The 13,607-nt window shown below is 56.7% G+C and carries 11 protein-coding genes; 1 reads left to right on the top strand and 10 read right to left on the bottom strand.

Going from position 1 to position 13,607, the window contains the following annotated elements:
• Positions 1-8: 8 nt before the first annotated feature.
• The 10 genes from cas7e to bioB form a co-directional block, all read right to left on the bottom strand.
• On the bottom strand, positions 9-1,196 hold the full coding sequence (gene cas7e / locus C7I36_RS03385) for a type I-E CRISPR-associated protein Cas7/Cse4/CasC (protein WP_106452320.1): 1,188 nt from the start codon (positions 1,194-1,196) through the stop codon (positions 9-11).
• Between the two features lie 25 nt (positions 1,197-1,221).
• Positions 1,222-1,794: a type I-E CRISPR-associated protein Cse2/CasB gene (casB, locus tag C7I36_RS03380; RefSeq protein WP_106452319.1), complete on the bottom strand. Its 573-nt coding sequence runs from the start codon at positions 1,792-1,794 to the stop codon at positions 1,222-1,224.
• Positions 1,787-3,409, bottom strand: coding sequence for a type I-E CRISPR-associated protein Cse1/CasA (gene casA, locus C7I36_RS03375; protein ID WP_106452318.1), 1,623 nt, complete (start codon positions 3,407-3,409; stop codon positions 1,787-1,789). Before casA ends, casB begins: the two co-directional genes overlap by 8 nt.
• Positions 3,406-6,108: a CRISPR-associated helicase/endonuclease Cas3 gene (locus C7I36_RS03370; protein WP_106452317.1), complete on the bottom strand. Its 2,703-nt coding sequence runs from the start codon at positions 6,106-6,108 to the stop codon at positions 3,406-3,408. Before C7I36_RS03370 ends, casA begins: the two co-directional genes overlap by 4 nt.
• Positions 6,109-6,202: 94 nt before the next feature.
• Positions 6,203-7,039 (bottom strand): helix-turn-helix transcriptional regulator, encoded by an 837-nt coding sequence (locus C7I36_RS03365; RefSeq protein WP_106452316.1) that lies wholly within the window; start codon positions 7,037-7,039, stop codon positions 6,203-6,205.
• Positions 7,040-7,326: 287 nt separating this feature from the next.
• On the bottom strand, positions 7,327-8,202 hold the full coding sequence (gene htpX / locus C7I36_RS03360; RefSeq protein ID WP_106452315.1) for a protease HtpX: 876 nt from the start codon (positions 8,200-8,202) through the stop codon (positions 7,327-7,329).
• Between the two features lie 76 nt (positions 8,203-8,278).
• Positions 8,279-8,959, bottom strand: a complete 681-nt coding sequence (gene bioD / locus C7I36_RS03355; protein WP_106452314.1) for a dethiobiotin synthase — start codon at positions 8,957-8,959, stop codon at positions 8,279-8,281.
• The gene (locus tag C7I36_RS03350) at positions 8,952-9,707 is read right to left on the bottom strand and encodes a methyltransferase domain-containing protein (RefSeq protein ID WP_106452313.1); all 756 of its coding nucleotides are present in this window, start codon (positions 9,705-9,707) and stop codon (positions 8,952-8,954) included. Before C7I36_RS03350 ends, bioD begins: the two co-directional genes overlap by 8 nt.
• 80 nt (positions 9,708-9,787) lie before the next feature.
• Positions 9,788-10,924 (bottom strand): 8-amino-7-oxononanoate synthase, encoded by a 1,137-nt coding sequence (gene bioF / locus C7I36_RS03345; protein ID WP_106452312.1) that lies wholly within the window; start codon positions 10,922-10,924, stop codon positions 9,788-9,790.
• Positions 10,925-11,036: 112 nt separating this feature from the next.
• Entirely contained in the window at positions 11,037-12,068 is a 1,032-nt protein-coding gene (bioB, locus tag C7I36_RS03340; RefSeq protein WP_106452311.1) for a biotin synthase BioB, read from the bottom strand.
• Between the two features lie 108 nt (positions 12,069-12,176).
• Here bioB and bioA point away from each other — a divergent pair, with 108 nt between their 5' ends.
• A complete protein-coding gene (gene bioA / locus C7I36_RS03335) occupies positions 12,177-13,442 on the top strand; it encodes an adenosylmethionine--8-amino-7-oxononanoate transaminase (RefSeq protein WP_106452310.1) in 1,266 nt (421 codons plus the stop codon).
• Positions 13,443-13,607: the final 165 nt, after the last annotated feature.

Here is a 13,607-nt window from a genome sequence, read left to right as displayed (position 1 = left end):
CCTCCCTGTCAATGGCTGACATCTTTGATAAATGCCAGCATTTCCACCAGATTACCCTTTCCCTCATTAACACTGAGTTCATAATGACGATCGGCGCAGGGACCATAGACCTGGTCAAAACCATCCCGCTGGGCTCGAATGGCGGCCATTGCCTGGGTCAGGTAATCCTCATCCACTATCCCCCGTACTTCGATGGGCCTGAGGTAAGCCACTGATAAAGAGCGAGGTTGTTGATTGCCAACTTCCGCCAAGACATAACTGGCATAACCCTGATGGGCAAAGCTGTTTTGTTTCCCTGAAGGTGGTACTTTAACAGCAGCTTCAATCAGGGCAGCGATAGCTTTGTCCGCCAGTTCCACATCGCCATTAAGGTTATCACTCAACTGTTCTCGGTTAATACAGAGGTAGGAGTAAAACAGCCCTGCGGCGAAGCCGGTTTCACCGATATGAGCAGAACCAGAGTCAATATTTCTATCACTTAGATCGTCCACAGCAGTAAAGTAATCATCTTCGATCACCACCGGATGAACAGAAATGGCATGGGCAACCTGACAAGCAGCCTCTATATTTTTAGAGGATGTATCTGCCAGCATCCGTCCGAAAAGAGCTATATCTACGGCGTTCGTTTTAGCTCTTAGTAAATCTAGGTCACCTTTTTCTATCTCCCCACCTGAAACTAATTTTTCCGCTAGAGCAAAAACAAGGCTTTCCTCCAACGGAGAGATGAATACTAACTGAGCCAGTTCAACTGCAACAAGCTCATTCAAGTCTTCAAAAGAAAGATTATGTACTACAACACATTCCTTATCCCAAGAAACCCATTTCTTCTTTAGCCTAGCTGAAAGCATAGTTTTGTCTTTATCGGATTTCTTCTTCAAATCAAAAGGTGACTCCAGCTTACCAAATTGATTAACAATCTCCTTTGTCCACTCAAGAGATTTTTTGAACGATTTGCCGTTCTTCATGAAATACAGAAACACACTAACACCAAACAATTTTGTTCTTTTACCCATATAACCAGACATTGATTGTTCAAAGATCTCCGAAGTTCGCCAGTGACGTTTTAAGCTCTGCGATGATACTCGTAAACGGTCTACCCCGCCCACTTTAGCAGTTTTTGGACGGCCTTGATCATCGCGGTTCAGGTTGGCGGGTGGATAGGCGGTCAACAGATGGATCTGGATAAAACGGCTCATAGGATTACTCCTTTTACATATCAGGTTAGGAATTGGATAAATTGTAACCGGCTTTTTTTGGTCTGGGCAGGTAGTAGTCCCTGGCCCACTTCACACTCAGGCGGTTGACCGGATTGCGGTCTGGCCCCTTGGTGTATTCGTCGTACCACTGCAGGATGCCTTCAGTCAGGGATACAATATTTACAGCTCCGTCCAGTAGGCGAACAGCTCTTAACAACCGACGGAAGAATTCCTCCGGAGTCCGGCTTTTAATCAGTTGCTTAAAGCGTAACTCGCTCATCACCGGCTGACCGTTCTCTCCTGACCCCAACTGCCCGGCAAAACTCTGGTAGCCCTGAATAGGGTGAGTTACTTGTGCCAGAATGGTTGCAACCATTACACTGGCGTAAAGATGATTGGGCTCCGACCAACGTAGCGGCATATAAGACAGAAACTGGAAAAAGCTATCTGTTAGTAAAGCATCATCAGGCCGGTCCACTCGACGCAACCGAGCTCTAACACCTCGATTATCATCCAGACTGGCCCACCACTTGATCAGATCTTTTGGGTCGACACCGTGTAGGTAATGCTTTGATTCAATAGACAATGGCTCAGCCATGAGTCACCCCCTTGGTTAGCAGGCCTTTTTCTTTCAACAGTTTGATGGATTTTAGAGTATGAAATTTACTTATCAGGTTTGCCCTTGCTATGATCACCCGACGTAAATCTAGGTCTTCTACACTGCTCTGCAAAGCAAACTGATCGAACAGCTGCTCCACTGAAGAACAAAGGGTTTTCAACCATTTGGCATACACAGTGGAAGGGGCCAGTTCTACCGTCATCGACGCCGTTACCAAAACGTGTAGTTGCTTATAAAAATCCGCCTCGGTTGACTGCCAAAACTCGGTGTCAATAAAACCGATATCACCCTTTACCTTATCAGGTTCTTTACACCAAGCTTCTTTGACATGTTTTCGCAGAATATCCGCACTATCTTTAGCTGCCATCAACATATATTGTGTCCAGGCTTTCACTTTTACAATCTGCTGTGGCTGCAAAGAAAAAATTGGAAAATCATGATCATACCAACATTTAGATTTCGCTTGCCCAGCGACAATATCAAACCCAAAAACCCAGACTCTAAGGTTCGATGAATGCCTTTCTTCTATATAATGTTGCTTTATCGAATAGTATGACTCGATATTTTTTGAGCAACTTACCCTACTCCCCTCATCTTCCAGCAACAAACCCAACCAATTTTTATAACACCCTCGACCTACCGCCCGCCCAGATAAAGCTCGCGGTAATTTTTCATGCTTTTTATCAACTGAATAGGGAGTAAGTGAGTGTCTCCATCCACCGATATACCTAATCCCTTTATTTTTTACAAATACTTTTGAACACCAAGTATTTGTTAAACAACCACAACAAGAGCACTTGGTTTCACCATAAGACATAATCAACCTTATTCTTTTAGGCATTCCCCAAAACTGCTGCAACTTGTTGTTCAATTCAGGGAAAGTAGAGCATCTTTCACAACCATCTGGGCATTTCTTAGTTGTGCAAGACTCTGAGGTTCTTGTTTTCCCTAGCCAAGGAAATGTATCTTCTGTTAATAAATCATAACTAGAACATCTAAGTTCATCTTTACTTAATACATTAAGCCATAAGTTCTTCCAGAGAGTTGCCCCTTCCTTACTCATTTTCAACAACGTAGTAATGGGTCCGTTATCTCTTACTGATGTCATATGCCCACTTCCTCCAGGAGGAGCATATGATTGCAAGGTAAATATTGCTTGGGCGGAACAAGCTGGGCAAAACACTGCATCTTCCAACGGATGATTAAAGAAAACCTCATTGTTATCAATGAGTAAAGATGCAACCGAACTCAAAGATTTAATATTCACTTCAACATCTAAATCCTGTAAAAATGCTGGCTTACCTTTATCAGAAAATAACTCCATCGCAGATGCATATTTGGAGAAAACATATTTTATTTTTTCTTTTGAAATAGGATTTTCGAAGAGATCAGCCCATTCATCTTCACCTTCTGGCGCTATGACTGTTTGTAGGAGCCCAATCAGGAACTGATACAGCGCCCCCTGAAAATCTGGCCTGGGTGCCGCCAACTCCATCACGGGATTATCCCGCTCGGCAATCTGCCAGGGCGCGATACGGCAGTAACTGCCATCCTGGCGAATGGCGGGTATCCATGGGTCATTCATTAGATTCATTGTGCTTCTCCTTTATTCCCTAACCAGCCACGCTCGGAATGATAAAAATCAGAAAGATCACCAACCAGCGGAAACAAAGCATGCCATTTCAAAGCAGGGATACGAGCGCGCAGCTGCTCCATTTGCTCCTTAAGTGATGGCGATATGGCCTTGTCTGCCTCCTGCCATAATGTCTCTCGCATCTGCAGGGTACTTAAATCCCAGCCAAAACGGGGATGCTCCGCATAGGGCTGCCAACCGCCATCAGTCGCGGGTTTTACCAGTACCACAGAGACGGTTTTATCACTCAAGCGGGTGGGGATATTGACTTCCTCGCTCCAGCCCGCATCGCTGCTTTTCTGACTATACCCGGCAGCCAGCTCGAGCTTGTTAAAATTAGCCATGCTTGCTTCGGCCCGACGTTTTCCATCAGCCTCAAAGGATAGTTCCTCCAGCTTTGTTGGTGTTATCAGAGGTGTATCAGGTGAGTAAACAGCTTCAATCAGGTTGCGGGCATCTTCCGGCATGGCATAACCGCCGCACTCAAGCAGCACTTTTGCTGAACGCCAGAGTTGCCCCATATCTCGATAAACCGCCAGGGTACCGCTTAGGGTTGCCAGCCACTGGTCATCGGCCTCCTCGGTTGGCTCAGGTGACAAGACATAAAGGGTAGCCGGCGGGCGTTGCTCTTTACTGCCTTGCGACAAGATATTCCCGGTAACATCACGCACATGGCGATGCAGTCGTCCTGCCCGTTGCAGCAGAAGGTCAATGGGCGCCAGATCGGTGATCAATACATCAAAATCCAAGTCCAAAGATTGTTCCACTACCTGGGTACTGACCAGTACTCGTCCTTTTCGCTGCTGGTGACCACTTTTTTTGCCAAACCACTCGAGCACCTCACCTTCAATTTTCTGGCGATCCACCATGGCAAAACGGCTATGGAAGAGGTGAACATTTGGCGTCACAGCACGCAATTTTTGGCACAGGATATCGTAACTGTGGCGAGCATCGTCAACGGTATTACGAATCCAGCATACACAGCGCTCTTCTTTCACAGCCTTTCGGATCAGAGCATAAGCCTGTTCGCTATCCGAGACACGTTGCACCCTCACCTTGCGCTGCACCTCCATACGGGTCGGCACATGAGTCTCGGCATGAGTTGCCAGTATTGGGAAATGTGTTGCCAAGGGATAATCATTTTTATTCAATATTGGAGCCACCAGCCCTCGGCCCTGGGCATAAGCGGCCATCAACTGCTCTTTCATCTGCTGTGGCAAGGTGGCAGAGAGCAGAATGGCACAGCCACCCTGCCGGGCGTGCATCTCCAACAGGCAGGCCAGCAAGGTGCGCATATAAGGGTCATAAGCATGCACTTCATCCACCAGCAACACCTTCCGCCCCAACCCTAACAGGCGCAATGACTGGTGGCGGGAAGGCAAAATCCCCTGTAGGGCCTGATCGATGGTTCCGACGCCGATATCCGCCAACAGTGCCTTTTTCCGGCTGTCGGCAATCCAGCTATTGCAATAAGCCGAAGCACTGAGTTCCTCTTTGTGGTAGCAGTGATCTTTTGGCTGATCAGCTACGGACTGCAGGAAAGCCTCTGAAAGGTGGCGAGCACCATGAGCCAAGACCAGCGAAACCGGTTGGCCCGGCTGGTATAAATGCTGATAACACTCCGCCATACGCAGATACATGGCGTTGGCTGTGGCCATGGTCGGCAAGCCCACATAAAGGCCATCAGCCAACCCCTGAGCCATCAGGCGGTGTATCAGCACCATAGCGGCTTCGGTTTTACCCGCCCCCGTTACATCTTCCAGGATAAACAACTGCGGTTCATTCAGGATAGGTTGCTCAATGGCATAACATTGCAACGGAGTTGGTTGCTGGATAAAGGGAAATAACTGCTGAAGAGTGCCAAAAGGCATGGCCTGATGGGGCATGATACTCGCGTGCTGCACAGCCTTTCGGGCTCTGGGCAAAGCGTAGGTTTTCCAATATTCCAACAAGGGCATAGCCTTTGCGCAATAACGGAAATAGGTTTGATTCGAACCTTGCCAGTCTGCCAGCACCGCCAGTCCGGCGAGAGTCCAGGATCTGGCTTTAAGCTTCTGTATCAGCTCTTTATCTTGCAGAATGTGAATATCCTCAGGCTGTAGCCACATGGCCAACATTTCGCGTACAAAGTCACAAGCAGCTTCTATGTCAGAACGGTCAAAATGTTCGGAAAGCAGCTGACTCTTCAGTTTAGGCGGTTGGCCATGATGCCCAGTGGTGACTTCAAACCAGATACGCAGTTGAGCATTTACCCTGACTTGCTGAGGAGTTAGTCCAAAAAACTCGGCAAAGGCTGTATGCAACTTCTCAGCATCCCTCCATAGCCAGAAACCCAGTGAGTCGTGTCGCTCGTTATAGACCATTCCCTTGATTGCCGCCACCAATGCCAACGACAGCCCTGTTACCTGCCCCTGAAATGTTCGGGCAAATTTGCCGATATCGTGCAAACAGAGGAAAAAAATAAAGATACGGCGCAGTTGATCCGGCGTCACCCCCAGTTCTTCTGCCAGCGTCTTTACCCAAGGATAATCATCCGATAACAACACCCAACCACAGGCTGCCACATCCAAACAATGATACGGCAGCAGATGGTAGTCCTCTCCAGGCTGCTGATCGTCTTTCCTCGCCTTGCCCCAATACCGGAAATAACTGGCTCTCATCCCTTGCTCCTTTTTCTTGTTCTGCCTCTACTCTTGCCCACATCCCCTCCCCCGCCAATGCTGTGCAAAAACACATGTCGCCTGGGTTTACAGGTCAGAACAGCCACGGCTTAACCTCGTCGTGGTTGGCCAGGATCAGTTGCTGGGCGGCGGGGTTGCCGTCGAGCATTTTCACGCTCACCTGCATTTCGTTGAGCAGGTACTGGGCCAGGGCGGCGCGGGTGGGCAGGTGCAGTTCGCCGTTTGTCATGTCGTAGTCGTAGGCCAGGGCGGCTTGCTGCTCGGGGCTGAGGCGGGGATCGGGTTTGAGTATCAGGGTAAGTGTGGTGCTCCAGGCGGAGTCGTCGGGCAGGGGCGAGCGTTGTGGGCCTTCCGGCGTCGGCTCGCCGTGAAAGCGGCTCAGCACAAAATCCCGGTAGCCCCGGGCCTTTTCGCACCAGGCGCGCAGGTGCCAGCGCCGGCCGGTGTTAACGAAGCGGATCGGCACTATGATGCGGCCATCCCGGTCCGGCTTGCTGACGGCGCCGTAGTCCACCTCCAGCCGGTAGTGATGGCGCAGGGCATGCACCAGTGGCCGTATTACCCTGGGGCTGACGTTGCGCGGTGGCGGCGCCAGAATGGCGTGCTCCAGCCGATAGCCGGGCTCAACAGGCATGGTATGGGCGCGCTGGCCACTCATCCAGTTGAGGTATTCGGTTACGTCGCCGGAAATAAAACCGGGTTTGAAGGCAGGGCTGGGCAAATGCCCTTTGCGTGAGGAACAGTAATAAAACTGCCCGGGATTATCCTGCAGATACTGGTTGATGTCCTTGCTGGCCTGCTGCCGGCTCAGGCCAAAGAACTGCTGCAAATGGTTGGCGGTAAGCCGCCCTTCCCAGTAGGCGATCAGCTCCATCAGCCAGTAACGGCGTTGGGGTTCGGTTTTTATCATGGCGTCCGTGCTTTTTTGTTTTTTGTCATTAAAGCCATAACCCGAATTCAATATCAATCACTAACTGGGCTGGGTGGCCGGCCTTTGATCCCTATCAAAAATAAGCGACCCCGGAGAAATCCGTTTCATTATTGAATTGGCAGGGGCACAGCGTTGCGTCGCGTAAAAAGGCGGGCGGGCCGCCCGCGCCCCAGGGTTATTCTCTCGCGTCCTTCTCACCACCGCTTCGGACATAAAAAAAGCCCCGGCAATGCCGGGGCGAAATAGAGACCAAACTACAAAGGGGATTAACGCAATTCGCGCAGGCTCTGGATGCGCTTTTCAAGGGGCGGGTGGCTCATAAACAGCTCGCTGTGGCGCTTGCCGTTGATGCCGAAGGCGGCCAGCGAGCCTTCCAGCTGGGATTCGGGGCCACGGCGCAGGCGCTCGAGGGCGGCGATCATCTTGTCCTTGCCGACCAGGCGGGCGGAGCCTTCGTCGGCGCGGTATTCGCGCTGGCGGCTGAACCACATGACGATGATGGACGCCAGTATGCCGAACACCAGCTCCAGTACCATCACCACCGCAAAGTAGGCAATACCGCCCAGGCCGCCGCCTTCTTCCTGCTCGCCACGGCTCAGGAAACTGCTGATCAGGTTGGCCACAATGCGGGCAAAAAAGATAACGAAGGTGTTCACCACGCCCTGGATCAGGGTCAGGGTCACCATGTCGCCGTTGGCCACGTGGCTTACCTCGTGGGCCAGCACGGCCTCGGCTTCGTCGCGGCTCATGCCGTACATCAGGCCGGTGGACACGGCCACCAGCGAGTTGTTGCGGCTGGCGCCGGTGGCGAAGGCATTCATGTCGGGCGCGTCGTAAATGCCCACTTCCGGCATACCGATACCGGCCTGCTGGGCCTGGCGGGCCACCGTGGTCATCAGCCAGTGCTCCACTTCGTTGCGGGGCTGGTCGATCACCTGCACGTTGTAGGCGCGCTTGGCCATCCACTTGGACATAAACAGGGAAATGGTGGCGCCACCAAAACCGAACACGGCGGAGAACACCAGCAGTCCGCCCACACTGCCACGGTCTACACCCAGCACCGAGAATACTATGTTGAGCACCACGCCCAGCACCAATACCACGGCCAGGTTGGTGGCAATAAACAGCAGAATGCGTTTCATAACCTTTTCCTTACTTGGGGGTTGTCTGCAGACATAATATGTCCGCAGCGATGAATTTCAAGACGCACATCATGAATTATTTGAGCAAAGGTGCAAGATCAATAAATCCCGCCGCCGTGCCGCCGTCGTCGGGCAGCCAGGGCAGTTCGCCCAGCAGGGGGGCCGAGATCATCGCCTTCAGGGTCTCGGCGTTGTCCTTATAGTGGCTCATTTGCGGATCCACCCGGTTCAGCACCCAGCCGGCCACCACCAGGCCGTCGTGACGGATGGCCTCCAGAGTGAGCAGGGCGTGGTTGATGCAGCCCAGCCGGGCGCCCACCACCAGGATCACCGGCAGGTGCTCCTTCTTCGCCCAGTCCGACAAAAAGTGCCGCTCGTCCAGGGGCAGGCGCCAGCCCCCCGCGCCTTCGGCGAAAATCCAGTCGGCGGCAGTTTCCTTGAGCCGGGCCAGGCCCTCGCCAATGCGCGCAATGGAGATGGGCTCGTTGGCCTCCCGCGCGGCAATATGGGGGGCGATGGCCGGGGCGAAGGCATAGGGGTTGTGCATGGCATAGGGCAGGAGCAGGGAGGATTCGGCCCGCAGGGTCAGGGCATCGCTGTTTTTCAGCTCGCCCTCCACCAGCTCGCAGCCCGAAGCCACCGGCTTGTAACCCAGGACTTTCTTGCCCGCTTCCCGGGCGGCCCGCATCAGGGCTCGGGTCACGAACGTCTTGCCCACTTCGGTGTCGGTGCCGGTAACAAAAAAGGTCTTAGCCATATATCACTCCATAGGCCAGGCGGTAGCTGGCCACACAGTCGCCATGTTGATTTTTAGGATAGGTCAGATTGAGCCGTTGCCAGGCCGCGCGGCCAAGCAGGCCCGGGCGGCGGTTGTCGTTGATGCGGTTGGCGCCGATGCCTTTCAGATCCAGCAGCAGTCCCTTCAGTTCGGGATAGGCCAGGCGGATGTCGGCCTGCTCCAGCCGCCAGCGCCGGCCGGTGGCGGCCAGGTGGGCCGCCAGCGGCTCAGGCTCGATAAACCGGTTGATATGGGCATGCTGGTCCACCTGGCGCCAGGCGGCTTCCAGCTCGTGCAGGCTGCCCGCCAGCAGGGTGGAAAACACCATAACGCCGCCGGGTCTGAGCCGGTCGCTCCACTGGGCAAGCCAGGCGGCGGGGTCGGCGCTCCACTGCAGGCAGAGGTTGGCGAAGATAAAGTCCAGGCTGTGCCCGGGCAGCGGCGGCCGGTCCATGTCGGCGCAGATGGGCTCCACCGCGCCCTTGGTGCAGGCCTGTTGCAGCATGGCCGGCGACAGATCCAGCGCCAGCAGGCGCTCGGCCCGGCGTGCCAGCTCCGGTACAAACCAGCCGCTGCCGCAGCCCAGATCCAGCCCCACACCGGCGCGGGCCGGCAGCCACGGGAGCAATGCCTCGCCGCTTTGGCGCTGCAGGCCGTTGTGGCGTTCATAGCTACGGGCGGCCCGGCCAAACGCCTCGGCCACCTTGAGTTTGTCGACCTGTTGCATGGTGTTCTCCGGATATCAGCTGTCAACCATAAGCTGTCAGCGGTAAGAGGTATCGCCGGCTGGCCCGGCTGAAGCCGGGCTTACAGTACGCGGTGCAACGCCTCGATAAGTTGTTGTACGTCGGCCCGGGTGTGGGCCGCGCTCAGGGTAATGCGCAGCCGGGCCGAGCCTTTGGGCACGGTGGGCGGACGGATAGCGCCCACCCAGATGCCGCGTTCCTTAAGCCGCGCCGACAGGGCCAGGGTGCGGGCCTCATCGCCGATCACCAGGGGCTGGATGGCGGTGGCGGAGGGCAGCAGCTCGAACGGCAAGGATTGCACACCGGCGCGGAACTGTTGCACCAGCTGGTTCAGGTGCATGCGCCGGTCGTCGGCCCGGCGCGCCAGGCGCACGGCGGCCAGCACGGCGGCGGCCTGGGGCGGCGGCAGGTGGGTGCTGTACACATAGCCGCGGCCAACATTGAGCAGGTAGTCCACCAGTTCGCGGCTGCCGCCCACAAAGGCCCCGCCCACCCCCAGCGCCTTGCCGAAGGTGCCCATAAAGATCTGCACCTGTTCCGGTGCCACGCCCAGCTCATCCAGGGTGCCCCGGCCCTCCCGGCCGAGCACGCCCAGGCCGTGGGCGTCGTCTATCATCAGCCAGTTGCCACTCTGCCCGGCCAGGCGTAAAAGCCCCGGCCAGTCGCCCAGATCGCCGTCCATGCTAAATATCCCTTCCGAGACAATCAGGCCCGAGTTGGGCTTGAGCCTGGCTTCCAGCGCGGCCATGTCGTTGTGGGCAAAACGCACCATGCGCGCCGGGCTGAGCAGGCCCGCCTCCTGCAGGGAAGCGTGGTTGAGCCGGTCCTGCCACAGCAGGTGCTCCTTGCCGAGCAGGGCTTTGATCACCGCCTGGTTGGCACAAAAACCGGAGCCAAACAGCAGCACCGCCTCCAGCCCCAGCCAGTCGCACAGCTCCGCTTCCAGCTCCCGGTGCACGGCCTGGTACCCCACCACCAGCGGCGAGGCCACGGCGCCTGCGCCAAACTCCAACGCCGCCCGGTCGGCGGCCAGGCGTAGCTCGGGCGCCTGGCTTAAGCCCAGGTAGTCGTTGCCGGCAAAGTTGAGGTAGCTCTGGCCGGCGGACCACAGCCGCCGGCCCGCCACCTTGTCGATAAGGGGCAGGCTGCGTTTCAGCCCCGCCGCTTCGCGCCCGGCCAGGCTTAAGTGAAAGGGCATGCGGCTCTCCTAAATAAAAAGGGGTCGGAGTCAATTTTTGAAAAAGGGGTCGGAGTCAATTTTCCAGGTGCAATTAAAAAATTGACTCCGACCCCTTTTCCTGAGCTGCGTTTTACGCTTCGTAATACAGCGGCTTGGGCGCGTTCTGGGCGGCCAGTTGCTCGTGCAGTTCGATTTCGGTCATTTCGTCCGGTTTCTGGCTCACACCGCTCGGGCGCAGCCCCAGGCGTTTGAACAGCTGCATGTCGCTGTTTTCGTCCGGGTTGGGGGTGGTGAGCAGCTTGCAGCCGTAGAAGATGGAGTTGGCGCCGGCCATAAAGCACAGGGCCTGCATCTGATCGTTCATCTTTTCCCGCCCGGCGGACAGGCGCACATGGCTTTGGGGCATCAGGATGCGAGCCACGGCGATGGTGCGGATAAAGTCGAAGTCGTCCAGGTCTTCCTGGTTTTCGAGCGGGGTGCCCTTCACCTTTACCAGCATGTTGATGGGCACGCTCTCGGGCTGGCGCGGCAGGTTGGCCAGGGCCAGCAGCAAGCCGGCGCGGTCTTCCGGGCTTTCACCCAGGCCGACGATGCCGCCGGAGCACACCTTCATGCCGGCGCCGCGCACGTTTTCCAGGGTGTTGAGCCGGTCGGCGTAGGTGCGGGTGGTGATGATGTCGCCGTAAAATTCCGGGCTGGTGTCCAGGTTGTGGTTGTAGTAATCCAGCCCCGCCTCGGCCAGGCGGTCGGCCTGGGAGGCATCCAGCATCCCTAAGGTCATGCAGGTTTCCATCCCCAGCGACTTCACCTCCTGCACCATCTTCAGCAGGTAGGGCATGTCCCGTTCCCTGGGGTTGCGCCAGGCGGCGCCCATGCAAAAGCGGCTGGAGCCGTTGGCCTTGGCCTCCCGCGCCCGCTCCAGCACCTTTTCCACTTCCATCAGCCGCTCGGTTTCCAGCCCGGTGTGGTAACGGGCGCTCTGGGGGCAGTACTTGCAGTCTTCCGGGCAGGCGCCGGTCTTGATGGAGAGCAGGGTGCTCACCTGCACCTCGTTGGCGTCGAAGTGGGCCCGGTGCACCTGCTGGGCTTCAAACAGCAGATCGAAAAAGGGGCGTTCAAACAGCGCGAGCACCTGCTCGCGGGTCCAGTTCTGGCGGCTCATGGTCACCCTATGTCCTTAAATTCAAGCGGGGTTTTGCTTGGCTAGTGTAAGGACGGATGCTAGCCTGTCAACCAACAAGATCACCATCAGTTTACGTTTGAACAATTTATGACCAACCAAGAATTCGATCTGCACCACCTCTGGCACCCCTATACCTCCCTCACCCGTCCCCTGCCCTGCTACCGGGTCGAGCGCGCCAGCGGCGTTTACCTGGAACTGGCGGATGGCCGCCGGCTTGTCGACGGCATGTCGTCCTGGTGGGCATGCCTGCACGGCTATAATGTGCCGGAGCTGAACGCCGCCGCCACCGGGCAATTGGAGAAGATGTCCCACGTGATGTTCGGCGGCCTTACCCACGATCCCGCCGTCCAGCTGTGCCGGGCACTGGGCCAGGTGCTGCCGGCGGGGCTGGATCGCTTCTTCCTGGCGGACTCGGGCTCGGTGTCGGTGGAGGTGGCGCTGAAAATGGCCATCCAGTACTGGCACGGCCGGGGCACGCCCAAAACCCGCTTCGCCGCGCTCAGCCACGGCTACCACGGCGACACCTTCGGCGCCATGAGCGTGTGCGACCCCAACGGCGGCATGCACAGCCTGTACCAGGGCTTTTTGCCGGAGCATATTTTCGTGCCCACGCCCCGGAGCCCCTTCGGCGGCGAGCTGGATCCGGCCGATCTGCAGGCGCTGGAGGCGGTGTTGGCCGAACACCACCGGGAGCTGGCGGCGCTTATCCTGGAGCCGGTGGTGCAGGGCGCCGGCGGCATGCGCTTCTATCATCCGGATTATCTGAAAGGCGCGCGGGAGCTGTGCGACCGTTACGAGGTGCTGCTGATCGCCGATGAAATCGCCACCGGCTTCGGCCGCACCGGCAAGCTGTTCGCCTGCGAGTGGGCCGGCATCCGGCCGGACATCATGTGCATCGGCAAGGCGCTCACCGGCGGCTATATGACCATGGCCGCCACCATCACCACGCAAGCGGTGGCCGACACCATCTGCAACGGCCCGGCCGGAGTACTGATGCACGGCCCCACCTTTATGGCCAACCCCCTGGCCTGCGCCGTGGCCCTGGAAAGCCTCAGGCTGCTGCTCGCCTCCCCCTGGCAAGCGCGCATCCTGGCCATCGAGGACCAGCTCAAGCGCGAACTGGCACCGGCGCGGGATCTGCCCCGGGTGGCGGAGGTGCGGGTACTGGGCGCCATCGGCGTGATCGAGATGAAAGAGCCGCTCGCGGTGGCCGAGGTGCAAAAGCAACTGGTGGAGCTGGGCGTGTGGATCCGCCCCTTCGGCAAGCTGTTCTACGTGATGCCGCCCTACATCATAAAACCCGACGAACTCAGCCGGCTGACCAGTGCCATGAAGGTCATCGCCGGGCAGTAGGTGCCGGCGCGCCATCCTGCGGCATGACGGCGAGTACCCATCCCCGGAGCGCAGGCGGCTCGCCTGCATTCCCGCAGAGCGGGAACCTGCGAGATTAAGCGCAGTGCCTTGACCACCGGCGTATCTCCTTTGCGGGCGGGCCGCCCGCGCCCCACACAGTGCCAT

Origin of the sequence: Zobellella taiwanensis (assembly GCF_003012795.1) — a bacterium.
Lineage (GTDB): Bacteria > Pseudomonadota > Gammaproteobacteria > Enterobacterales > Aeromonadaceae > Oceanimonas > Oceanimonas taiwanensis.
This window is presented reverse-complemented; position numbering and strand designations above follow the sequence as displayed.